Origin of the sequence: Undibacterium sp., assembly GCF_030683615.1 — a bacterium.
GTDB classification, from domain to species: Bacteria; Pseudomonadota; Gammaproteobacteria; order Burkholderiales; family Burkholderiaceae_D; genus Undibacterium; species Undibacterium umbellatum.
The window spans coordinates 34,202-58,420 of sequence record NZ_JAUXQE010000038.1; the positions used below are offsets into that span (position 1 = coordinate 34,202).

The 24,219-nt window shown below is 50.6% G+C and carries 21 protein-coding genes; 8 read left to right on the forward strand and 13 right to left on the reverse strand.

From position 1 onward, the window contains the following. The first annotated feature begins 92 nt into the window (after nucleotides 1-92). Nucleotides 93-1,007: a hydroxymethylglutaryl-CoA lyase gene (locus Q8K39_RS21190; protein ID WP_305263194.1), complete on the forward strand. Its 915-nt coding sequence runs from the start codon at nucleotides 93-95 to the stop codon at nucleotides 1,005-1,007. Between the two features lie 62 nt (nucleotides 1,008-1,069). Here the strand turns inward: Q8K39_RS21190 and Q8K39_RS21195 are convergent, their stop codons facing one another. From Q8K39_RS21195 to Q8K39_RS21210, 4 genes are all read right to left on the reverse strand, one after another. After that, nucleotides 1,070-1,360 carry a DUF427 domain-containing protein gene (locus Q8K39_RS21195; protein WP_305263195.1) on the reverse strand — a complete coding sequence of 97 codons (291 nt, stop codon included), beginning with the start codon at nucleotides 1,358-1,360 and terminating at the stop codon, nucleotides 1,070-1,072. Nucleotides 1,361-1,364: 4 nt separating this feature from the next. Beyond that, nucleotides 1,365-2,555: an ergothioneine biosynthesis protein EgtB gene (gene egtB / locus Q8K39_RS21200; RefSeq protein ID WP_305263342.1), complete on the reverse strand. Its 1,191-nt coding sequence runs from the start codon at nucleotides 2,553-2,555 to the stop codon at nucleotides 1,365-1,367. Between the two features lie 40 nt (nucleotides 2,556-2,595). Continuing rightward, nucleotides 2,596-3,564 (reverse strand): L-histidine N(alpha)-methyltransferase, encoded by a 969-nt coding sequence (gene egtD, locus Q8K39_RS21205; protein WP_186955930.1) that lies wholly within the window; start codon nucleotides 3,562-3,564, stop codon nucleotides 2,596-2,598. 875 nt (nucleotides 3,565-4,439) lie between these two features. After that, a complete protein-coding gene (locus Q8K39_RS21210) occupies nucleotides 4,440-7,457 on the reverse strand; it encodes a TonB-dependent siderophore receptor (RefSeq protein ID WP_305263196.1) in 3,018 nt (1,005 codons plus the stop codon). Between the two features lie 182 nt (nucleotides 7,458-7,639). Here Q8K39_RS21210 and Q8K39_RS21215 point away from each other — a divergent pair, with 182 nt between their 5' ends. Beyond that, the gene (locus Q8K39_RS21215) at nucleotides 7,640-8,545 is read left to right on the forward strand and encodes a collagenase (RefSeq protein ID WP_305263197.1); all 906 of its coding nucleotides are present in this window, start codon (nucleotides 7,640-7,642) and stop codon (nucleotides 8,543-8,545) included. 67 nt (nucleotides 8,546-8,612) lie between these two features. Here Q8K39_RS21215 and Q8K39_RS21220 read toward each other — a convergent pair whose 3' ends face one another. The 6 genes from Q8K39_RS21220 to Q8K39_RS21245 form a co-directional block, all read right to left on the reverse strand. Beyond that, complete coding sequence (locus Q8K39_RS21220; protein ID WP_305263198.1) at nucleotides 8,613-9,266, reverse strand: methylamine utilization protein; 654 nt, start codon at nucleotides 9,264-9,266, stop codon at nucleotides 8,613-8,615. Between the two features lie 23 nt (nucleotides 9,267-9,289). Beyond that, nucleotides 9,290-9,730, reverse strand: a complete 441-nt coding sequence (locus tag Q8K39_RS21225) for a group 1 truncated hemoglobin (protein ID WP_305263199.1) — start codon at nucleotides 9,728-9,730, stop codon at nucleotides 9,290-9,292. A 39-nt stretch (nucleotides 9,731-9,769) separates the two neighbouring features. Further along, complete coding sequence (locus Q8K39_RS21230) at nucleotides 9,770-10,618, reverse strand: DUF3034 family protein (protein ID WP_305263343.1); 849 nt, start codon at nucleotides 10,616-10,618, stop codon at nucleotides 9,770-9,772. 170 nt (nucleotides 10,619-10,788) lie between these two features. Then, nucleotides 10,789-11,226, reverse strand: a complete 438-nt coding sequence (locus Q8K39_RS21235; RefSeq protein WP_186953897.1) for a group 1 truncated hemoglobin — start codon at nucleotides 11,224-11,226, stop codon at nucleotides 10,789-10,791. 10 nt (nucleotides 11,227-11,236) lie between these two features. Next, nucleotides 11,237-12,142, reverse strand: coding sequence for a DUF3034 family protein (locus Q8K39_RS21240; protein WP_305263200.1), 906 nt, complete (start codon nucleotides 12,140-12,142; stop codon nucleotides 11,237-11,239). Nucleotides 12,143-12,243: 101 nt separating this feature from the next. Further along, a complete protein-coding gene (locus Q8K39_RS21245) occupies nucleotides 12,244-13,395 on the reverse strand; it encodes a tetratricopeptide repeat protein (RefSeq protein ID WP_305263201.1) in 1,152 nt (383 codons plus the stop codon). Between the two features lie 314 nt (nucleotides 13,396-13,709). On the opposite strand from Q8K39_RS21245, the gene Q8K39_RS21250 reads away from it, so the two are divergent. Further along, nucleotides 13,710-15,422: a diguanylate cyclase domain-containing protein gene (locus tag Q8K39_RS21250; protein ID WP_305263202.1), complete on the forward strand. Its 1,713-nt coding sequence runs from the start codon at nucleotides 13,710-13,712 to the stop codon at nucleotides 15,420-15,422. Here the strand turns inward: Q8K39_RS21250 and Q8K39_RS21255 are convergent, their stop codons facing one another. After that, complete coding sequence (locus tag Q8K39_RS21255) at nucleotides 15,423-17,834, reverse strand: EAL domain-containing protein (RefSeq protein WP_305263203.1); 2,412 nt, start codon at nucleotides 17,832-17,834, stop codon at nucleotides 15,423-15,425. A gap of 34 nt (nucleotides 17,835-17,868) precedes the next feature. Further along, entirely contained in the window at nucleotides 17,869-18,492 is a 624-nt protein-coding gene (locus Q8K39_RS21260; protein ID WP_370868663.1) for a methylamine utilization protein, read from the reverse strand. 420 nt (nucleotides 18,493-18,912) lie between these two features. Between Q8K39_RS21260 and Q8K39_RS21265 the strand changes: the two genes are divergently transcribed. Continuing rightward, nucleotides 18,913-19,962: a GGDEF domain-containing protein gene (locus Q8K39_RS21265; protein ID WP_305263204.1), complete on the forward strand. Its 1,050-nt coding sequence runs from the start codon at nucleotides 18,913-18,915 to the stop codon at nucleotides 19,960-19,962. A gap of 68 nt (nucleotides 19,963-20,030) precedes the next feature. Here Q8K39_RS21265 and yedA read toward each other — a convergent pair whose 3' ends face one another. Further along, nucleotides 20,031-20,945, reverse strand: coding sequence for a drug/metabolite exporter YedA (gene yedA, locus Q8K39_RS21270; protein WP_305263205.1), 915 nt, complete (start codon nucleotides 20,943-20,945; stop codon nucleotides 20,031-20,033). Nucleotides 20,946-21,043: 98 nt separating this feature from the next. On the opposite strand from yedA, the gene Q8K39_RS21275 reads away from it, so the two are divergent. Genes Q8K39_RS21275 through Q8K39_RS21290 form a run of 4 tightly spaced genes read left to right on the forward strand, consistent with a single transcriptional unit; the run spans nucleotide 21,044 to nucleotide 24,210 of the window. Further along, nucleotides 21,044-21,490, forward strand: a complete 447-nt coding sequence (locus tag Q8K39_RS21275; protein WP_186953904.1) for an Lrp/AsnC family transcriptional regulator — start codon at nucleotides 21,044-21,046, stop codon at nucleotides 21,488-21,490. A 5-nt stretch (nucleotides 21,491-21,495) separates the two neighbouring features. Further along, nucleotides 21,496-22,434: a LysR substrate-binding domain-containing protein gene (locus tag Q8K39_RS21280; RefSeq protein ID WP_305263206.1), complete on the forward strand. Its 939-nt coding sequence runs from the start codon at nucleotides 21,496-21,498 to the stop codon at nucleotides 22,432-22,434. Continuing rightward, on the forward strand, nucleotides 22,401-23,507 hold the full coding sequence (locus Q8K39_RS21285; protein WP_305263207.1) for a sensor histidine kinase: 1,107 nt from the start codon (nucleotides 22,401-22,403) through the stop codon (nucleotides 23,505-23,507). The genes Q8K39_RS21280 and Q8K39_RS21285 overlap by 34 nt, the downstream gene beginning before the upstream one ends. 4 nt (nucleotides 23,508-23,511) lie before the next feature. Continuing rightward, nucleotides 23,512-24,210, forward strand: coding sequence for a LytTR family DNA-binding domain-containing protein (locus tag Q8K39_RS21290; protein WP_305263208.1), 699 nt, complete (start codon nucleotides 23,512-23,514; stop codon nucleotides 24,208-24,210). The last annotated feature ends 9 nt before the right edge of the window (nucleotides 24,211-24,219 follow it).

The window sequence follows — 24,219 nt, forward strand, 5'->3', positions numbered from 1 at the left end:
AGCATTTGATGCAAGTAGAAATACGGGGGAGCCAAGCTTGCCCGATGTTAGGGGTAAAATGATGGAATTACGGTGCCCCAAGGAAAAACAAAATGAATGCATCATTGCCCAAGCAAGTCAAAATCGTCGAAGTAGGTCCGCGTGATGGCTTGCAAAATGAAAAAGAAAGCATACCCGCCGACGTCAAAATAGAGTTGGTGAACCGTCTGACCGCGGCTGGCTTTGTGAATATCGAAGCAGCTTCTTTTGTGTCACCCAAGTGGGTGCCGCAAATGGCAACTTCGGCAGAGGTCATGGCTGGCATCACGCGCAAGCCTGGTGTCGTCTATTCGGTGTTGACGCCGAATATGAAGGGTTTTGAAGCCGCACTGGCAGCCGGTGCCGATGAAGTAGTCATTTTTAGTTCAGCCTCGGAAGCCTTCGCACAAAAAAATATCAATTGCTCGATTGCAGAGTCGATAGAGCGTTTTCGTGAAGTGGCAGAAGCCGCAAAACAAAACAAGATTCGTTTGCGAGGCAGCATCTCTTGCGCTTTCGGTTGTCCTTACCAGGGGGAAGTTGCCGTTGATAGCGTTTCAGATGTAGTGCAGCGTTTGCGTGACCTCGGTTGCGATGAAATCGACATCGCCGACACCATAGGCGTAGGCACGGCCAGACAGGTGCAAAACGTCATGCAAACAGTGGCAAAGGATTTTCCTGTTGCGGCTTTATCCGGTCATTTCCATGATACCTATGGTCAGGCGCTGGCGAATATTTATGCGAGTCTTGAAGTCGGTATTTCCATCTTCCATTCGTCGGTTGCCGGTCTTGGTGGTTGCCCCTATGCCAAAGGTGCAACTGGCAATGTATCGACGGAAGATGTACTCTTCCTCATGCAGGGTCTCGGCATACATACAGGTATAAACTTGAATGCTGTGGTGGATGCAGGGCAATTCATTTCTGCCCATTTGGGCCGTAAAGCAGTCAGCCGTGCTGGTAATGCACTGGCGGCGAAACGTCTGGCCTGAGTGAAAGGATGGCGGCAAGGTTCGTAAAGAATTTTACTATCTTGCACGCCTGCAACTGATATTCAGGGCAAGACTTCTACCCCGCGCCAGAAAGCGATGTAGCCATTTATTTCTTTCGCGGCATCCTTGGGTTCGGGGTAATACCAGGCAGCACTGGCGTTGACTTCACCATTAACGACGACATCGTAATAGCTGGCTGTGCCTTTCCATGGACAAACCGTGTGTTTGTCACTGTCGCGCAAATGCTCAGGATTGACCTTATTTTTTGGGAAGTAGATATTGCCTTCGAGTTTCACAATCTCGCCTTCACTGGCCTGGGCGATGACGGTATCTTTCCATTTTGCGGTGGGCATAAAACTACTCCTCAATAAGTGAACGTGCCAGGCGTAAGCCTGTCAGTTGCCAGCGTGCTGTTGCTGGAAAAAAGTTGCGATAAGTGTGGCGGCTATGGCCTGCCGGGGTAAAGGCAGAAGAGCCGCGCAAGACATATTGATTGACCATGAATTTGCCATTGTATTCACCTACTGCACCAGCAGCCGGAACAAAGCCGGGGTAGGGGCTGTAGCTGCTGCTGGTCCATTGCCAGCAATGTTCAAATAACTGGCTCAATTGACCTTCGAGCTCATGTAGCTGCGCTGCGTATTCCCATTCGGCTTCGGTGGGCAGGCGCGCACCTGCCCAGGTCGCAAAGGCGCTGGCTTCGAAATAAGAGATGTGGCCAAGCGCTTGCTGTGGATTCAGCGGCAACAAGCCATGCAGCCCAAATTCCTGCCAGTTTTGTTGAAAATCATAACGCCAGTATAGTGGGTGACGCAGGTCCTGTTGCTGGACCCAGTCCCAGCCTTCGGCCAGCCACAGGGCAGGGTTCTGGTAGCCACCATCTTCTATGAATTCCAGGTATTCAGCGTTGCTGATCAGACGTGTTGTCAGCTGGAAAGCTTCAAGGAACTGGCGATGGCGCGGCCCCTCATTATCAAAGGCAAAGCCCTTACCCTCGTGACCAATCTCAAACAGGCAGGCATCATAGTCTTGCCAGCTCAGAGTATGAGATGCGGGCAGGGGTTTGAGCATCTCGCTTGCGGGATACAGGGCCGGGAACAGGGGGTTGCATGACAGCAGATGTTTGATGTCAGTCAGCATGAGCTCCTGGTGTTGCTGTTCATGTTGCATGCCCAGTTCCAGCAAAGATGCGAAGCGCGTATCGCTGAGTTTGTCCTGGCAACGCAGCATGCGTTCATCGACATTGCGCCTGTAGGCCAGCACGGTGTCCAGGGATGGCCTTGTCAGCAAGCCACGTTGCGGGCGCGGGTGCTTGTCACCAACACCGTTGTAATAGGAATTGAAGAGTACCCTGAAGTCAGTATGAAAAGCCTGAAAGTCGGATTCAAATTGCTCAAGGATAAAAGTCTCGAAAAACCATGTCGTATGCGCCAGATGCCACTTGATCGGGCTGGCGTCAGGCATGGATTGTGCCATGCAGTCTTCGGCAGACAAGGGCGCTGCAATCGCGACTGAACGTAACCGGATTGCTTGCCAGCGTTCAACCATGCTTGCCTGTTGCAGGCTTTGTCCCGGCTCTGTCAGGGAATCAAACAGCTTTGGCGTGGATAACTGCGAACCATTCATTTTTGTCCGTCCAGTGGCAGCTATGGGAAAAACCAGCATCGGCCAGCAAGGCATTAAAACCCTGTATGCTGTACTTATAGCTGTTTTCTGTGTGTATGTGTTCACCCTTGATAAAATTTCTTTGCCCGCCGGGCCAGGTGACATGGATATTTTCCCTGGCGCGCAGATGCATTTCTATGCGGAATTTTTCGGTGTTAAAAAAAGCCTCGTGCTGCCACTGGCTGATATCAAAATCAGCGTGCAGTAAATGATTGATATGGCGTAACAGATTCAGGTTAAAAGCGGCAGTGACACCCAACTTATCGTCATAAGCTGCATCCAGCAAGGTCTTGTCCTTGATCAGATCTACGCCTATCAGTATGCCCGCATCATTGTCACAGGCAGCGCGCAAATGACATAGAAACGCAAGTGCCTCTTCCGGTTCAAAATTACCTATGGATGAGCCCGGATAAAAGAACAGGCGTTTATCACGCCTTACTTCTACGGGTAGTTTCCAGTCCTGTGCCAGATCCAGCCCCAGCGCTGTCATCTCTATATGTGGGAAGCGCTGTTGCAAGCGGCGTACCGCATCCTGCAAATGAGAGACTGAGATATCAATGGGCACATACTGGTCAGGATGCAGCACCGGAAACAGCCGCGCTGCCTTGGCGCAATTACCCGCACCCAGGTCTATCAGGCTGCCACCTATACCGATGACACGCGCCATGTCAGCCATGTGTTGAGTAAAAATCTCTGCTTCAGTGCGGGTGGGATAATATTCCGGCAGCACGCAAATGGCTTCAAACAAGACCGAGCCTACGGCATCATAGAAATATTTGGGTGAGGTATGGGCGGCATCGGCGAGCAGTCCGTTTTCCAGCTCGCGGATAATGTGGGGTGGCGTGGTGCGCACACTATTGGCCGTGTTAGCCAGGCTATTGGATTCGGGCATGGTTTTGGGGCTAAGAAATTCAATCGGCAGGCCAGTGTGGTTTTGGTCTGTGCTTGATACTCAATACGGCCTTTCTTTCAGCCCGCCTTTATGCGGAGCTTGCCTTGGAGTCTAGTTGTGGACTCTGGTGTGGCACAGTGTACAACTTATTGTTTGAAAAATCTTGGGACGGTGTTTTCTCGGGTGGTTTTCCTACAAAGTGGGGTAATCTCAATAACGTAGTTTATGCGTATGCCTTTCAGCATTCTGCCAGAGTAGCTTCAAATGCAGATGGACCTAGAATCTTCACCTGGCTGTGAGCCTTCAATTACCGAAACCCTTATTAACGTCATTCCACCGGGCTGGCGCTCCAGCGTGAGGTTAGCTGGAATCCAGCGGCGTTCGTCGCATATTGTCGTAGCGTCTAATGTTTGATTCGTATTGCGCAAGTCTTTGCTTTTCAAATGCATGCACACGTCATTTAAGATTGCAGGCCGGTGGTAGACCGGCGGCTACTTACCTTTTTGCTTCGCCAAAAAGGTAAACCAAAAAGGCGACCCAGGCATCGTCGCCCCTACGGGGTTCCCGTTTGTGCAATACAAAAAATGGTAAGATCCGAAACTCGCTTCCCTTGCAGGGCGCACAATCGCTTGCAAGCGATTGCCGTTACGCAGGCGGACAGCATGCTGTCCGAAACCCCTGCTACACCTCAAACAGCGGTCCTTCTTTTTCCATTTTCTGTACAGCACAAACGGCGTCGACACATGGGAACTGCAGAAAGTCAAAAACAACGGCAAAGCAAAGTCAAAGGCAACCCCAAAGTCAAAACCGGATGATTTGCCGGTCTCTACTTTGATGTGATTGCCTTTGTTTTAATACTTTGTTAAAGCCTGCTCTTAAAACTTATGTTCCACCGACAGTTTCAACACACGTCCACGCAAAGGCAAAGAACTGCCTGGGCGCATTTGCATGATGGTGTCGCGGTTGAAGGCATTGAACAGGTTCATGGTCAGCAGCGTGTTTTTCCAGCCTTTGTAATTCAGCGAGAAATCAACTGTAGTGTCAGCAGCGACCCTGCACTGATCTGCAGTTACACCGCGGTCTATACAGCCTTGTTCAGTGTTGGCACTGTCCAGGTCACCCCAGCTTAATGTAGTGCCGCTGGTGTAGTAGATGCGCGTGCCTGCGTTCCAGTCACCCCTGGCCCAGCCCAGCTTGGCAATGGCGCGGATTTTTGGTACGCCACGACGGCCTACATAGTTTTCACTATAGTCATTAGTGAAGGAACTCCAGCTACGGTAGTCGGTCTGGTAATTCAATTCCAGGCCAGTATTGAGCTTGCCTGCTTCGCCCAGATTCCACTTGCTGTTAACATCCACATCGACACCGGCGACCTTGGTCTTGGTCAGGTTGGCATATTGCGCACCGATGGTGGCGATAGGGCCAATGGCAAAGCCCAGGGGTTTGCCAGCCAACTCAGATGCACGCTGTGCCAGATCAATGTCCTGGGTCGTCATTGCACCACGTTCAACCAGGCCTGCTTTCTTGTCTTCATTGGCCAGGGTTTCGTCTACACCAAGTACAGAGATTTCATCGCGGCGCTTGATGCTGTAGTAATCGATGGTGATGCTGGTGTCTTTGCTGGCTTGCAAGACCAGACCCAGGGTGATGCTGTTTGATTTTTCTGGTTTCAAGTCCTTGTTCGGCAAAACACGCGCCGGGAAACTGACCGAGCAACCGAGGTTGTAGGCGGTGCTGGCATTTGCCTGGTCGATAGCGTTGCCTTTTTTTAAGGCGTCTGACATTTGTGTCGCCATCGAGCAGCGTTTTGGATCAAGGTAACCATTATTGAACCAGGATGCACCGCCATTACCTGTTTCTGGCAAGCTAGGTGCGCGGAAGCCTTCTGCTGCCGTGCCGCGCAACATCAGGAAATCCGTGGCTTTATAGGATAGCCCCAGTTTTGGCACGACGGCAGCCTCCGTCGTTCCTGATTTGTCCGCACGCAGAGCAAAACTGCCTTCCAGCTGTTTGGTGAACAGGGCGTTCAATTCGGCAAATGCGGCACTGACATTGCGTGAGCCTTGTATCGATACACCGCTGAATTGCACGATTTGTGCATTCAAGACATTGTCGCTGCTGGCTTGTTCAAATGTTTCGCGGCGCAGGTCGAAACCGGTTGCCAGTTGCAAAGGGCCGCCGCTCAATGCCATCAGTTCACGCGAGGCCTTGAAGTCAAAAAAGGTTTGTGTCGATGTGCCATGTGATCCCATTTCCGGGAACATCTTGTCAAGCACCGCCTGCGAGTTGGTCGCACCAAATTTGTATTCACCCTTGACGATGGCATCGTGATAGCCATAACGATCACGGTACAGACGTTGTTTCTGGGTAGCGGTAGAACTCATCCTGCCGATAGCACTATCCCATTCCCAGCCAAAGTGATTACCTTCCAGTCCCACTACGACGCGATATTGCCTGGCTTCACCGACATTTTTGAACATTTCGGGGTTATCAGCAAAGCGATAATTCAAGCCTACCGGGAAGGAGTAAGGATTGAAGGCATGGCCGACTGGCAGTTGCGGGTCTGTGAAGTATTGCATCTGCCCCTTGATGGAGTCATACCATGTCAGCGGTACGCCTGTGATATTACTGCGAGGGACGGAGGTGTAATAAGTGCTCTTGGTGTTCGAGAAATTGACTTCAGCAAAACCGCTGAGATTTTCACCCAGCTTTTTCTTGCCCATGCTGAAAAACGCAATACGGTCCGCAGCAGGATTGGCATCACTGTCTTTCCAGTAGTCATAGCGGCACAAGCCACCGATCAGCAATTCTGGTGCGCAACCAGGGGCAGCGGTGGTGAAGGATTTGCCCGCCAGGGTTTTGTCAGCATAATTGGCTGGGTAGCGGCCAGTATAGTTGCCTGGATAGGCACCAGTAGACAGGGCGGCACGATCCGGGTTCATTTTCAGGTACCAGTCCGGCAGCATGCCAAAGACATCGCGGTCCTTGTAGGCACCACGATGATAAGCCTCAAGGTGGCCGAACACATTGTAGCCATCTTTCTCATAATCACCTGTACCCACGGTGATGGAGGCAGTCTGGGATTTGTTCAGCATGCTGTTACGCAGCGATTGCTGGGCGCTGGCATTCAGGGTCACGCCCTTGAAGTCCTTGCGGGTGATGATGTTGATCACACCTGCAACAGCATCGGAACCATACACCGCCGAGGCACCATCTTTCAGAATTTCTATGCGGTCTATCGCATTGGCCGGGATGGCATCAATGTTGACGAAAGTAGCCTGCAGGCCATCGGCAAAGCCATAGCTGGGCAAGCGCCGGCCATTCAACAAAGTCAAGGTGGCCGACAAGCCAAGATTACGCAAGGACACGCCGGATGCTCCACTGGCCCAAGAATTGGCACCACCCAGATCACTAATGGCGGTGCGGTCATTATTGCTGAGGTTGTCGAGGATATCCTTGACGGTATTGGCACCGCTGTCCATGATTTCCTGACGAGTCAGGATCTGTACCGGGGATGCAGTTTCACTGTCCAGGCGTTTGATATTCGAGCCGGTCACGACCACTTTTTGTACAGGTGCAGCATCTTGTGCATAGCTGCTTTGCAATCCCATCAGTGCCAGAGAAATGGCTAGTGCGGATTTTTTCATATCGGGTAGTTTTTTCAAAATATGCTCCATAGTTTTGAGGTCGCCCTCAGTCTCACCATTCAATCCCTCGAATGAACAGCCACCTCCATTTCGGCACATAAGCCAGCGCTGAAATGGATATCTTCCGGGTCTGGCTCTTGCTTTTCTATTGCCCGGCAAGGCCAGCCTTCTCTTTATCTTGGGCAAATCCATGTGCAGTTTTTCACGCCGCACCGTTAGTGCAGTAGTGTTTTTCGCTGCTGACATGTATTGCTGCTCGCCACCGGAATCGATACTGGAAATAAGGAATGTAAATTCCGGCGGGACTCAAATGTACCAATATAAATATATTTAAAGTATATTAATAAAATATTTTCGACATATTTACAACGAACCGATATCAAGATATAAATCTTGTTTGCAATAGAGAAATGAAAAAGGAGACAGAGTTGAAAATCAGAAATAGCGGTGCGCTGGCATTGATGGTGATATCAGCAGCTGGACTGACAGCTTGCAGTACCAATCCATCACAAAAGATCAGTGAGCGTGACCAGCAAATACAAAAAGTGTTGACGCATGTGCACCAGTGCAGTCCAACGCTAAGCCTGCGTTCGCAGGCATTGACAGCGGAAGATGAAAGTAAGTCTTGCCAGATGCTGGGGGCGCTGGAGCGGCAGTTTCATGGCATCTTTGGTACTGCAGGCAAACCAGTCAGAGATGATGGCAACAGCAGCCTGAGAGCAAATATTTATCAGTCCAAAGAAGACTATCAAAAATATGCGCCCCAGCATTTTGATATGCCGACCGATAATGGTGGCATGTATCTGGAGGGTTACCCTGAGCGTTTGGGTAACCAGGCAGAGTTTGTCGCCAACCAGAAAAAAGATGGTAGCATCCTCAATCTGGGTCATGAATATGTGCATTATCTCGATGGCCGCTTTAATCTGTATGGCGACTTTTGCGCCAACCTGCACGACTCGCATGCGCCGCCAGAAAACTGTGCCAAGCCTGCGCCGCTGACGCCTTACCTGGTATGGTGGACCGAGGGCATCGCTGAGTATGTCTCCAAGGGCAAGGATAATCCGGCGGCTATCAAGGCTGCTACTGAAAAGACCTATGCATTGAGCCAGTTATTCGACACCGGCTATGAAAACAATAATGGCACTGCCAGGATTTATAGCTGGGGTTATCTGGCGGTGCGTTTCATGATGGAGAAACACAGGCCAAAGATAGATCAGATGCTGGTGTTTACCCGTAGCGGTGATTATCCGCGCTACCAATCCCTGGTCAGGTCTTGGGGTACGAGCATGGATAAAGAGTTTGCAACATGGCTCGAGAGTCTGAGCAAAACTTAGCGGCAAAAAAATGAAGCCGGGCACTCGCGCCCGGTTTCATTTCTATTTCAATATCGACAGTTATTAGCTATTTTGCTTTTCTAGCCACAGGCACAAAATCAAATTGCCACTTGACAGGTGCTGACTGATCCGTGACTTTGACAGTCTGGCTCAGCGGCGGTTTGATACTGCCCATATTGGGATGCCAGGCCTTAATGTCGTAATTACCGTCTGGCAGTTTGTCCAGCATGGCTGTACCACTCTGGTCAGTCTTGACAAAATATGGTGTGTCCAGCACCAGTACATAAGCGCGCATCCAGTTATGCAAGAGGCAGTAGACGATGACGATGCCGGGTTTGTCGAAGATGACGGGTGGTGGAACCACGCCACGTTCATAGGTCTTGATTTCAAACTCCTTGGCTGCCGAGAAGGATTTCACATGGTGCTCCATCTTGTCGTAGTTGGGAAACCTGACTTGCGAGCCTGTGTGTATTGCCGTCACATACGGTGAAAACTGCATATCGTTTTGCGATATTGTTGCTTCGGTTTTTTCTGAGGGTGGCAAGGGCATACCTATCGGTGTTGCATACACGACGACATCACTCATGGCATTGCCATTTTTATCGACCGCCTGGAAATTCAGTTTGGCTGCATGCGCCTGCATGGGCGAGCTTACTGCCAGCGCCAGCGCCATCGCCAGGGCGAAGAGGGCAGGAAACTTTTGCATAAATAATGGTTTCATTATTTTTCCTGTCGTTACATTATTCATTTGGTGACGATCGGCCGCTGCATAGGTGCCAGCCTGGCAATCAGCTTGTTTTGCACTGATGATGGCACATCATGCTTTTCCATGGCGATTTGCAAGTCTTCCGCCAGGGCGTTGAAATGAGCGTTTGTCACCTGCATATCCTTGTGCGCTTCATACATGTCGCGCCCACTGTATTTGCAAGGACCTCCACTGAGTTCGCAGAATTGTTCGGTCAGCAAGCTGGCCAGTCTTTCCGTATCGGTATCCTTGAATGCTTTGTTGATACGGGCATCTTCTAGCACGATGGTAATAAAAGAATTGACGAAAGTGCTGATACCGGTTTTACCTCCCAGGCTCTGATACAGTGCGTCGTTACCACTTTGTGCATGGACAGACAAGCTTGCAAGCAAGAAGAGGCTGACAGTGATTTTGCTGATACGGGAAAGCATAGTGTTCATGACGTGATCTTTCTATAATTTGTAGCTGTCTATGGAGGCTCAGAATCCGGCTTGCAGGGACAAATACCAGCCACGCTGATTTTTTGGATTGAAGATAGTGATATCGCCCAGGGTTGCATAGGCAGCCGTGACAGACAGATTCTTGCTCGGGAACCAGGCGACAAAGACGTCGTAATAGTCTTTTTCATTGTCGACGCTGAGATTGCGCGGTTTCATGCGATATTCCGCACCGATGGCCAGTTTGCGGTTCAGCAGATAAGCGACCGAGGTTTCCAGCATGGGTTTATAGCTATCCTTCTTGTCGCCACCAAAGCCCAGTATGCCCATCTGGTTGGCTTTGGTCATGCGCAAGGTACCGTTCAGCAGCAGACTTTGCTCCAGCAGGATTTTGGTTGCTGAGACATAGTAGTCAACGCCGCTGTCGTCCTTGGCACCCAGTTGTTTGACATTCGTCACACCCAGGGCGCTCAGACCGCCTATGCCTTTATTGCGCTTGTACATAGCACCGACCGCAATTTGTGGCATCCAGCTACCTTGGTCGTACACGGCGTCACCAGCGACTTTGACTTTGACACCAAAAATATCCTGTTTGATATTCAAGGCATTCAGGGGCGCGAGTGAACCTGTAAATTCCTGACTGGCCAGTGACAACTCTACCAGGTCAGCGATACCAACTGCCACACCATAGGCCCTTAGACTGTAATCCTGAGTATTGACCTGGGTGTAATGAGCGTTGGCACCATAGCTGTCGCGCGTACCGTAGCCTGTAATGAGTGCCCATGGGGTCAAACCGCCACCGCCGGCACCTTCAAGCTGGCTGACTCCGCCAGTGGCGGTAAGTTTCCCCATGTCGGGTTTCAACATATCCTGAGCCTGAGCGACGTGCATACAGGTAGTGCTAATCCCCAGCAGTGTCAGGGTAAGGATCTTGTTCTTCATTTGCATCATTTCTCCTCTTGTTTAAGCGGCAATGTCGCACGGAAAACCGTGCACCTGCTTTTTATACGAAGGCGATTGAAAATCAGATTCAGATTTGATGCAAGAAATAGGAAAAAATCTCAGGGCCGGGTTTGAGGCATAACGATATCGCGTTTCATCGGTGCCAGTTTCGCCATCAGGCGATTCTGGGTGGCAGGGGGGATCGCCAGTTTATCCATGGCGATTTGCACATCTTCAGCCATTGCATAAAATTGCGCGGCATTGATGCCCAGGCCCTGATGCACGGTTTTCATATCGTCGCCCGTGTATTTGCAGGGGCCGGCACTGATGACACAAAATTGCTCTTTCAGTAACTGTGCCAGTCTGGGGATATTGGTCTCCTTGAACGAGGCTTTGATACGCTCATCCTGCAGGATGATGAGCAGACTTTCATCGACTATCTGGCTGATACCAGCTTCACTTCCCAAATCCTGAAACAAACTGGCTGGACCGGATTGGGCATAAACTGCAGTATTGAAGGTTAATAAAGTCACCAGAATGCAAGTGTGTATTTTCATGCGTATCTTCTCACTGGCCAATTTGTAGCGACAGATACCAGCCGCGCTGGTTTTTCGGATTGAAGACTGTGATGTCACCCAGATGCGCATAGGCCAGGGTCAGTGAAACTGACTTGCTGGGGAACCAGGCCAGGAAAGCATCGTAATACGCTTTTTCATTATCGACTGCCAGATTCTGTGGCTTGCTGCGATATTCCACGCCAGCAACCAGCTTGCGGTTGATCAGATAGCCAAGCGAAACCTCAGGCAAGAGCTGGTAGCCTTTGCGCTTGTCGCCACCAAAACCCAGCAAGCCCATCTGGTTTGCTTTACTCAGGCGCAAAGTACCATTCACAAGCAGGCTATGTTCCAGTAGCAGCTTGGTGGCAGACAGGTAGTAATCCACGCCGCTATCATCCACAGCGCCAAGTTGTTTGACGTTGGTGATTCCCAGCGCCTCCAGGCCCTTGACTGAGTGATTACGTTTATACATGGCACCGATGGCGACTTGGGGTTGCCAGCTATCCTGGTCAGTGACCAGGTCACCGGCAATTTTGAGTTTGATACCGACGATATCCTGTTGCAATTCCAATTGATCCAGTGGCGCCAGATTGCCGGTAAATTTCTGCTTTGCTAACGAAAATTCCAGTTTGTCAGCGATGCCTAAGGCGACACCGGTGGTTTGCAAGCGGTAATCCTGGGTAGCAACCTGGGTGATATGGGCATTCACGCCATAGCTGTCTTCACTGCCGTAGCCGGTGATCGTTGCCCAGGGTGTCAGCCCGCCGCCGCCGGCACCCTCCAGTTGTGTGACTCCAGCAGTTGCCAGCAGTCTGCCCTTGTCTGGCATGGGCAAGTGTTGAGCACTGGCTTGGTTGGCTGCTAGCAAACTGAGCAGAGCCAGGCTGGAAATGAGTCGTTGTAATAAGGGCTGCATGGGAGATCGTTACGGCTGATATTGATTGACCAGCATCTTGCTGGCAGAAAACCTGCGCAAGAGTTATTTATACAAGCTGGACACGGCTTGCACAAGTGGAATTAGCGCTTTGCAGCAAGTGCTGCAGACTTATTATTGGCAGTCTCGCGTAGGGGGGACTTGAGTTTGGCCTGGGCCTTGGCTTGGCCGCGAATGGCGGTTTCCTGCAAGTCAGCCTGTTCTTGTGCGCCTGGCAGCATGCTGAGTTGGGTGAACAAATTCAGGGCCAGGTGATAGTCACGCCTGTCCAGTGCCACATCAGCCAGTACGCTGATGGTCAAGGCATAATTGCGCGAATTGGTGAGTTTGGCCAATTGCTCCAGAGCTTCATGCAGCATATGTTCTGCTGCATCCAGAGAACCCATTTTGCGCAAAGTGTCTCCAATTTGCATCAGGCAATTTCCTATGCTGGGCGACCAGCCTGTAGGTTTCGCCAGCTTCAGGGCTTTTTGCAACCATTCCAACGCAGATTCGAAGTCATTTGCATTGCTATAGTTGTAACCAATATTGGCTGCTGTCAGGATGGCCCGCCGTATCTGGCCAGAGTCCAGGCATAGTTCGAAAGCTTTGTTCAGAAAAGCCCCAGATTCTTCCAGATGCCCGTTCAAGCCCGCATGCAAGCCAAGAAAATCATTCATCAGTGCTGCCAGTCCAGGATGAATATCCTTCGGAGTATTCCTGGAATCAAAATGGCGGTCGAAGTAAGATTTTGCCAGCTTGTCATCACGCAAGACGGCAACTCTGGCCAAAGCAGCAGCGGTGCTTTGCTTGCGCAGCATGTCGTCGGCCTTGCTGGCTTCATCGATGGAGATAGCCATCTCTATGTCGCACTCAACGTGCTTGCCCTGGTCAGAAAATATAAAGCCCAGCATGCGGTGGGCATCACTCAGACTGGCGCGGTCAAGGTGGACATCCGGATGCCTGAGTATGGCCTGGACTATGGCGGCAGCACCATCAAGGTCGGCATGCAACCATTTTTCTTCCGCCCTTATCAATTGCATGCGCAGATAAATTAGTGCTTTGTCAGTGTCACTCCGGCTTGAAGTGTTCAGCAATTTGCTGATATCTTCACAAAGCACCAAGGCACGACCGCTATCACGCTGTCGTAGATGCCACGCCAGCGTCAGCGCTTCATGCAGTTGCTCCTGTGTCACCTGACCAGTGAGTCGCTGCTCAAGCTGCCTGACTTCGCTTTCGGTGACGTATAAGTCCATAATGTGTTGTTTGCTCAAAAGAAATTTTCTTAAGGCTAAACGATTCAAGTTATAAAAGAAATGGATGAAAAGCTAAGTTGAACTTAGTATCTTGCTTTGGCGTATGCGTCCCTTTACCACAATACGCAAGATTTAATTTCTGTGTTGCTGCATAAGTTGGTTTTAACAATTTTTAACGGTATATACTTAAGCCCCTGATTTTTCTTCCGGGAATAATTCCTGACCAATTTCAAGCGCAACAGCTGTAGGCGGTCAGTCGGAGGAGACTGGAGTCAGCAAGAGATAATTACCGATTGTTTTTTTTGAGCCCAAGTATGAGTCGTTCGTCTTTGCGTCGAGAATTGGTGATACCGATTACAGTGCTGGTGATCGGTGTATCTGCCGCTATAGGTTGGGTCTCCATGAAGGCCGGGACGGACGCCGTCTATACCCTGACCCAGCGTATCCTGGTGGACATGGTCAACCGCATCAACCATGCGACTGAAAAACATCTGGATGGGGCCTTGATAGCACTGGAATCCGTGGCTCCCAGCTCCATCAATTTGCCCAAGGTGCAGAGCTTTTCTGCTGACATGAAAGCCCTGGAAGAGAAATTCTGGGCTGCCAGTGGTTTGTTCATGGATGTCAATAATTATGTCTATTTCGGTGGTAGCGATGGGCGTTTTGTCGGTGTCTACAGGGTTTCCAGAGAAACCGTGCAGCTATTCTGGCGTGAGCCTGATAGTGACAAGCGCACGGTATTTCGTGTCAGTCATGTGGGTGACCGTTCGAATATCTTGCGCAGCGATGATTTTGATCCTCGATTGCGGCCATGGTACAAGACGGCGCAAAACTCAGAGAAGCCGGTTTGGTCAAAAATCTATAATAATTTCTCTTTCCATTATCCGACCATCACCCTGGCCAAGTCAGTCTATCAAAAGAACCATGAATTTGCCGGTGTCATGGCGACAGATTTGACACTCAAGGAATTATCGAATTTCCTGCGCAAGCTGGAAATCAGTAAAAACAGTGTCGCCTACATTGTCGATGCTGATGGCTATATCGTCGCCACTTCTGGCCAGGAGCTGCCAGAACGCACCGTCAATGGCACGCCCGAGCGCATGCGTGCTATCGACATGAAGACTCCCCTGATCAGCGAAACCTTCCAAAAGGTGGGGAATCTGAAATTGCCAGCTACCCAGACCCAGTCCATAGAACTCAGCAGTGGCACCATCGATGTGGCAATTTCACCGCTAGGCAATAAGCAGGGCCTGAACTGGCTGACTGTGGTAGCGGTACCACGTGCTGACTTCATGAGCAGTATCAACCAGGGTTTCATGCAAAGTATGGTGGTTGCCCTGGCTTGCATCATCTTTGCATTGACCATAGGCTTGACCATTGTCGAGCGCGTTATACGCGACATCCGCAAGCTGACTTCAGCGGCAGAAAAATTTGGCAATGGCGAACCCATGCCTAGTCTGCAAATCTGCCGCACTGACGAAATAGGCATGCTGGCCCAAACTTTTATCGAGATGGAGAACAAGCTGCGCTATGACAAGCTGACCCAGGTAGCGAATCGTGAATCCCTGTTCACTCAGATTAACTACCTGCAAAAACACGCATTGGAAAACCCTGGTGCCAGTGAAGGCTTCAGCTTGTTGTTTATCGATCTGGACCGATTCAAGTACATCAATGATAATCACGGCCACGATGCTGGTGACAAGGCACTGGTGATTATTGCCGCTCGCCTGCGCTCTGCCATACGCGATACTGATGAAGTGGCGCGCTATGGCGGCGATGAATTTGTCTTGCTCCTGAAAGACACAAAGAACTCCATAGACATCAATAATATGGTGGAAAAAATCTGCAATATTGTTGAGCAACCCATTTCGCTTGACGATATCGTGGTCAGTGTCGGGGTGTCGATAGGCTGGGCCAGTTTTCCGGAAGATGGCTGTGACTATGTGCGCCTGATCAAGATTGCCGATAGTCGCATGTACAACCGCAAGCGTGACCGCAAATCAGGTCAGTTCGTTCACCTGGCCTGATCAGGCTTCCTGAGATTGCGCATGCTGATCTTGCCATTTACACAGCCAGGCGGGTAAGTCAGCTGAGGGCATGGGTTTGCTGATGTAATAACCCTGGGCCTGGTCGCAGCTCAGTTCTTTTAGCAAGTGCATGACTTCGATGTTTTCCACTCCTTCAGCAACCACCCGCAAGCCCATGTTGTGGCCCAGGTCGATAGTGGACTTGACGATCTTGGTGTCGTCTATATCCTTTTCCATTTTCAGCACGAAAGATTTGTCGATTTTCAATTCATGGACGGGCAGGCGTTTCAGATAGGCCAGCGACGAATAGCCGGTACCAAAATCATCGATCGATAACTCCAGCCCCATGGCATGTAATTTGTCCAGGGTCTGAAAAGCCCTGATCGGGTCATCCATGATGGCACTTTCAGTGATTTCCAGGCAAAACGAGGCTGCTTCAACTTCATTGGTGTGCAATATCTGGGCAAATTTGGCTGGCAAGTCCTGATCCAGCAAATCGCGGGTAGAAATATTGACCGAGATTTTCAAGTTGATACCTTGCTCTTGCCAGACACGGCATACTCGTGCTGCTTCATTCATGACCCAGTGGGTGAGTTGCCGTATGAAGCCGGTTTGCTCGGCAAAGGGAATGAATTGATCGGGAAAGATAAAGCCACGCTCAGGATGTATCCAGCGTACCAGTGCTTCAACCGCAACCACCTGGCCATGGATCAGGTCGACCTTGGGTTGTACATACAGGCGGAAGGCTTGCTGCTCCAGCGCCGCCCGCAACTCGCTCAGCAGAGACAGACTCTGCTGGCTGGATTTATCGATATCCGGCGAATAAACGATGGCGCCACTATTGCCGAGTTTTGCGGCATACATGGCGACTTCGACACGGCTCAGCAAGGTCTGGGCATCGCTGGCATGTTCTGGGAAGCCGGCAATCCCTATGCCTGCGCCCAGATCGACAGTCTGGTCTTCTATGGAAATAGGTTTTTCCAGCGAGCGCAAGATGCGGTTCGCCAGATCCAGCGCATCTTCTTTTGTGCTGTGCGGCAGGAGTATGGCAAATTCATCGCCACCAAGGCGGGCTGGTTTAGTGCCGCCGGCGCCGAGTTCCGCAGACAGGCGTATGGCAACCTGGTTCAGCAGGATATCGCCAAAACGGTGCCCCATGACGTCGTTGACATGTTTAAAACGATCCAGATCCATCATCAGCACATAGCAGGACTTTTCATGGGAGCGTGCACTGGCAATGGCTTCTTCCAGCATGTCGGTGAACAGGGCACGGTTAGGTAAATTGGTCAGGGTATCCCAGTAAGCCAGCCGGCTGATTTCCTTCTCACGCTGGGCAATACCATCGCGCATAGTCATGAAGGTGCGCGCCAGATCGCCAATTTCATCTTTTTGTTTGACGTTGATGGTGGCCGTGTAGTCACCGGCACCCAGGCTACGTGCAGTTTCTGCGAGCTGACGTACTGGCCCGGTAATGCGGCGTGCCGTGATGGCACTAATAATGCTGGCAACCACAGCACCCAGGACGGTTAGTATCAGGATGTTGCGTTGTAATTCCTTAAAGGGCGCAACTGCCTCGCTGATGGATAATTGCAGCACGGCGATGGTGCTGAAGTCTTCATTTTGTGCCAGTTTGAGTATGCGGGCGCTGTATTGATCATCATCGATTTGTAAGGCGGGCAGATAACTGACCTGTTTTTCAGCACTGGGCAATTGTTGCGCCAGTTTGCTGGCATTTTCGTCGCTCATGCTGGAGACATTCGCTGCCCAGCGCCCTTGTTTTTCCGAGGTCAGCAAAGTGATTTGCATACGTGACAATGCATGCATATCACTCACCAGGGCTTTGCCTATGGGAATAGCCATGACCACCCAACTGATCGTGACTGGAGCTTCAATAGGTACAACGACCATTTGATAGGGCTTGCCATCGACAATAGCAGTCCTGGCAGCACTGCCGGACTTTTCTGCAGTCTGTATCAGCGTGGCGACTGATTGTTGCAGGCTGTTGCTCAATTCATTATTCGCACCGTTACCATTGCCAGTGCGGTTGTTTTTGCTGGTGTTCGAGAATGCCGTGATTTTCCTGTCCAGGCCAACCAGCATGGTCAGGTCTGAACCTATGCGATTGCCGTGGTTGGATAATGTGGAAACGATGGTTTCAGTATCATGCGTGCCTATGGCTTCGCGAAAGGCATATTCCTTAGCCAGGACAATGGCACCCTGTATAAGGTTTTGTGCATTTTGATCAAGCAGGCGTAGCAGGAATTTCTCATTGATTATCAACCTGTCTTCAACGGCATCGCGTGCATTTCTGTCGATGGCATTGCCAATGGCAAAATAAGCTGCCAGTTGTACCGTCAATAGCAAGCCTATGAAGAGGGTAACGACACGGCTTTCCAAACTATGCAAACGCATGAACTTTCCTCAAAATGTGCATGGAAAAGTAATCTTATACAGCCTTGTAATTCAGTTTGACTGTGACAGCAGGATTGTTGCTGTCCATTTGCAGACTTTGCTCCTGCACGCTGGCAGTCGTAGGCTGTTTCGGATGCCAGGTCTTCAGGACATATTTGCCGGCGGGCATATTGGGCAGGCGGGCCGTACCGGCGGCATCGGTCTTGGCAAAGTAAGGGGTGTCCACGATATGAATATAGGCCACCATCTGGTCGTGGATGTTACAGCCAACAACTACCGTTCCCGCTTTGTCAAAGACGATAGGGGTAGCAGGTTTGCCAGAGTACAGCTTCAATTCAAAGGGCTTGGCTGGTGAAAATGAATATGCGTGATGCCTGACAGTGTCATTGTTCGGGAATGAGACCGAGGTGCCAGTTTGCACCACCGTGACAAAGGGCATGAACTTCTTGTCTTTTTGCTGTATCTCGGCATTGGCCATTTTGGCAGGCTGTGGCCCGCTGGCTAGTTCTGCATAGACCACCGCATCCAGAACTGGCTGGCCACCGCTGTCCGTAACCTGGACGACAGACCCGGCATATGCCGCACTGCTAACCATCATTGCAGGCATCAGTATCGCCATCATGGCCGGGGTGGATAACTTCACTTGTGGTTTGCACATGGTTTCATCCTGCCAATAAAAAAACGGTTGAAATGATCTCTTGTTATTTGGGCTTACGCAAACCTACCCCAGCTGCATTGCAACTCGTCGCCGTACTAAAGTACTGTCTTCGTCGCTACGCCTTGCTGAGACAATTTTGCTTAAGCCCTGTTTATATTACTTTAGTTCTGCGCAGGACAGAAAGCTTGTCGTTATTTACAAAAGTTTTTGTCTGAATATTTAGTATTTTTTACCTAAAACATGGTCGTACTGGAATTGTTTGCAGAATATCAGGTAAAGCCAGCCCTGTTTGTTATACTATTGCATAAGGGTAATTTGCGCACTTGAGTCAAGTGCCGTGTTGTTTATTGCTGGCGAGTTCGTATTGGTAATGATGCAGGGATCGGCTGGAATCGGCAGGAAGATGCAGGAATACGGGGCATGGAATCAATCATTAAACACCTGGTAGAAATTACCGGGCATCGCGATCACGATTTACTGAATATTTCAGTGATTACTGCGTTGCGTCAATTGACCAACGCAGAGTCGGCGCGGGTACTCGATGTAGTTTCTGTTGGTCAGCAAGTCTTTATTAAGCCACATATCTGCATACAAGATGGGAATGTCGCAATTACCGATGAGACCCAGACTGCCCCCTCATCAAGTGACTCCATAGAATTCTTCCCTCAGTTGAAAGAGGGTATTGCATTGCAGCAGCAAGTCATTGAACATTCCATTGAGGGCGGCAAGATTATCTGGTTGCCCATCTGGATCAATGAAAAGCTGCACACTTGTCTGGAAATCTATAAGCCAGCCAATTACACGGCGACCACCATGGAAGTCGTCAGCGGCATGCTGATTGTCTACCGCAACTTCCAGAACCTGCTTGACTACAGTGAGCGCGATTCACTGACAGGTTTGCTTAATCGTAAGACTTTTGATGATAATTTTTCTAAGGTGCTACGTAGCAGCGCCTTGCAGCAACGTGCCAGCACCGAAGCCGAGCGTGAAGAAGAAGAGCGCCGCAGCCATGAACCTGAACGTCAGCACTGGCTTGCCGTACTGGATATTGACCACTTCAAGCGTGTGAATGACCAGTTTGGCCACTTATATGGTGATGAGGTCCTGATCCTCATTGCCAATCTTTTGCGTAGTTCTTTCCGGCCTTCAGACCGCTTATTCCGTTTCGGTGGAGAAGAGTTTGTGATTTTGCTGCGCTCTACTTCGCAAGAAGATGCCCATAGCATTTTTGAGCGGTTTCGTCAGAATGTGGAGCAGCACCATTTCCCGCAGGTGGGGACGGTGACCATCAGCATAGGCTATGCCCGCATAGACCCGTTTGAACCAGCCGTTGCCATCGTTGGCCGGGCCGATCAGGCCCTGTATTTTGCCAAGACGAATGGACGTAACCGCACTTGTTTTTACGAAGCACTGGTGACCAGCGGGGACTTGCATACGGAAGTATCCAACGATACTGCCGAATTCTTTTAAAGCAGGAAAAGCAAGTGTCCCCAGACTTTTGCTGTTCCGCTGTTTCTTTTTCAGGTTGCCTTCAATCTTTAACTGGCAGTTTGTTCCTTGGGCTTTTGATGCGCACTCGTCAATACGACCACACTGCCAAGGATGATGCTCATGGCAAGCATCTCGCGCACGGACAAATGTTCACCCCCAAACGCCACACCCAGGGCAACCGCGATGACGGGATTGACATAGGCATAACTGGCAGCCAGACCAGCCGGTACTTTGGATAGCAAATACATATAGGCCGTGAACGCCAGCAAGGAGCCTGCCACTACCAGATAACCCCAGGCAGCCACCGCATTTATGGTGACTTCACCCGTCAGTTGCTCGCCCTTAAAAAGGCTGACAATAAACAGGAATAAGCCGCCTACCAGCATTTCACTGGCAAAACCCATGCCGCCTGCTGCCATCTTGAGTTTCTTTTGCGACAAAATTGAACCCACGTCCCAGCACAGTATCGCCCCCAGCAAGAACAGTATGCCTAAAGGTTGAGCCGAGAACTGGCCGTCTGATGCCAGCAGCATGGCTCCGGCAAAACCGCAGAATATGCCGACCCATTCACGGCGTTTGGGCCAGTCACCAAACAGGCCGGACAGGCCAGACAAGATCATGGGCGAGCAAGCAATGAAAACCGCAGTGAGGCCAGAAGAGACATATTGTTGTGCCACTGCTGTCAAACCGGTGCCGCCACCCAGCATCAGGATGCCGACAATCCCGCCATCGCGCCATTCACGCAAAGTCGGGTTGGCTGCACCGCGCCATTTTTGCCATGCATACAGGATAGCCCCTGCGACTAGAAAGCGTGTACCTATCATCATGAAAGGCGGGAATGCCTTCAGTGCCACTTGTATGGCAAAGTAAGTGGAACCCCAGACTATATAAACAGTGAGCAGGGCAAGTAAGACTTTACGTGGCAAATGGCGCATGACTGGGAAGGCTAAAATTAATTTCAAGTAAACAGTGTATGTTAGTGACATTGAATTTTAAATGGATAATCAAAGGTAAATCAGGTACATTTCTTTTAATCTCAACGAAAAAGCAGGCTTTTCCCATGAAGATAGAATTGGACCTGATGGATGGCAAAATCCTCGAGATTTTGCAGGCAGATGCCAGGGTCACCATGGCCGAGATAGGTCGGCGCATACATCTTAGCCAGCCTGCCGTGACTGAAAGGATCAAGCGCATGGAGGCGGCGAATGTCATCACTGGCTACCATGCCAGGGTCAACCCTGAAGCGCTGGGTTATGGCATCACCGCCTTTGTTCGCATTGCCAGCCGTGCAACCGATACGCCAGTATTGAAAATTGCCGAACAAGTACCAGAAGTAGTTGAATGCCATGCCATTACAGGAGAAGATTGCGTGATCGTCAAAGTCGTTGCACCTTCGGTGCGCGAGCTGGAGCGTGTGATCACCAGCCTGGCACGTTGCGGTGTGACGTCAACTTCCCTGATCCTGTCTTCATCAATAGAAAGACGGGCTATCAAGCCTGTGGAATAAGAAAAATGGAATTGCGCCAGCTACGTTATTTTATTGCCATCGTCGATCACGGCTCGCTGTCGCGTGCCGCACGGGTGCTGCATATCGTGCAGCCCGCCCTGACCCAGCAATTGCAGCAACTCGAAGAAGAACTGGGCGCAACTTTGCTGCACAGGTCTGCTCAGGGCATGCAAGCTACCGATGCCGGTAAAATATTCTATGAGCACGCGCTGGCGATTTTGAAGCAAGTCAGCGATGCCAAATCGGCTGTCGCGCAGTCGACCGATAAACCCAGCGGCACAGTCGCGCTGGGCATACCGCAAAGTGCTTCAGGCGCTCTGGCTTTTCCCCTTTTGAAAGCAGTGCGTACTGCATACCCAGATATCGTGTTTCAACTGACAGAAGAATTGACGGGCAACCTGACTGAGCAATTACGTTCAGGTCGTTTGAATCTCGCCATCCTGTTTGATGATGGTCAATTGGGTGGCTTCACTACTAAGCCACTGGTTGAAGAAGAAATGATGTACATCACGCGTACGGATTCGCAATTTGCCTGCAAACGTAAATCGATTACCCTGGCGCAGGCCTTGGAGGCTACGCTGATTTTGCCCAGCATACAACACGGTGTGCGGCCGCGCATAGAGCAGGTGGTCCGGCAGCAGGGAATGCGCATAGAAAATGTCATCGACATCACTTCGATCGCAATTCTAAAGTCTGCACTGCAGGCTGATATGGGCGCAACTATCTTACCTGTCTCCCCAATGCTGGCAGAAATTGAACGTGGCGAAATGCGCGCCTGCCCCATCAGCGATATACAACTATCACGCACTGTGACACTCTGCGCATCAAAAAATATCCCTTTGACGAATGCTGCCATGGCAGTGGAAAAACTGGTGCTGGAAATGACCCGTGATTTGAGTGCAAGTGGCAAATGGCTGGGCACCAGCAATCTTGTGGCGCAATGATGGACGGACTGGCGTATCGGGATAAAATCAAGAAACCAGTAATCACAGGCTGGTTTCTGTTCTGGATATTGATGGTGACCGTGGCTGTGCAAGATCATCTGAAAGGTGGCGGCAAGCATATCTGGGAACCCATATTCTGGGAAAGCTCTTCTGCTCTCGTTGGCACATTCCTGCTCTTGCTACAAAAGCGAAAACTGACTGACAGGCGTTTGCTGCAGACGCCAGCCAAATGGTTCTGGCAACAAATACAGTCTCTGCCTTTGTTCAGCACATTATTTGTTGTGCTGGTATATAGCCTGCGCCACTCGGTATATGCCTTGCTGGGACTCAGCTACCAACATGATGGCTGGCTCAAGGTTTATTTTTATGAATGCAGCAAGATATTCCTGTTTTTTGGCATGTTCTATGTCGTCATATTTGGCCTGCAAGCTTATGCCTCTTTGATGGAAGAAAAAGAAAAAACAGAAAAATCCCAGGCTCTGTTGCGCGAGGCGCAATTGCACAGGTTGACACAACAGATGCAGCCGCATTTCCTGTTCAATGTACTCAATACCATTTCATCGCTGATGTATAGCGATGTCAAACTGGCTGACACTGCACTAAGCCAGATCGCCTCACTCTTGCGCGCCAGTATGGACTTGGGCCAGCACAGCGAAACCAGCCTCGCAGATGAGCTGAATCTGCTGCAAGCCTATGCGAAGTTGATGAGCCTGCGCTTTGTCGACAGGGTTGAAATCCACTGGGACATTGCTGACGAAGTGCTGGCCAGTAAAGTACCCGTCATGAGCCTGCAGACCATACTCGAAAACAGTTTCAAGCATACCGTGGAAAAACGCAGCCAGCTTACTAAGCTAAAGATCAGTGCATATAGGGAGGAAGGGCAAGTCATCATACGCATTGCGGATGATGTCGGGCATTTGCATGAGAGTGATCAAGGCCCAGGCCTGGGCATCAGTAATCTGCGACAGCGGCTGCAAGTTTTGTATCAAGATAAAGCTAGCCTCCAGATGAGCAACCTGGTACCTGCTGGTGTTATGACCGAGCTGCGCTTGCCTTTGATGTCGGGGGCTTAGCGACATGAAAATCCTCATCGTCGATGATGAAGCCTATGCCAGAGACAAGCTCAGACGCCTGGTGGCCGAGCATTTGGCAGGCGCAGTTGTATCGGAAGCACGGGATGGCAAGGAAGCGCTGGAGTGTATACACAAGCAGCAGCCAGATCTCGTCTTTCTCGATATACAGATGCCGGAGATGGATGGTATTACCGTCGCCAGTCAATTGACAGCGCCTGTGCCTATGATCATCTTTGTCACCGCCTATGACCAGTTTGCCCTGCAGGCATTTGATGCGAATGCGATAGATTATTTGCTTAAACCCTTTGATGAAACGAGGTTCTTGCGCTCTCTCCAAAAAGTTCAGGAACGCAGGAGCGGCGCAAAAAAAATCCAGACAGATCAGCATTTGCTCTTGAATGAAAAAGGCCGTGTCACCGTCATCAAACTGACCGACATCATACGGCTGGAAGCGGCGGACAATTATGTCGTCATCCATACCGCTCAACAGCAGCACATGATGAGGCAAACCTTATCTGGTTTGCAGGAAAGGCTGGGCAATGGCTTTGTGCGGTGCCACCGCAGCCATATTGTCAGGCTGGACCAGATTACCCAGGTCGTGCCGGCACAAAAGGGCGATGCAGAGCTGGTACTGCTGAACGACATACGACTGCCATGCAGCCGTCAACACCGGGATGAAGTGGTACAAGGCTTAGCCAGATAGATCTGGAGA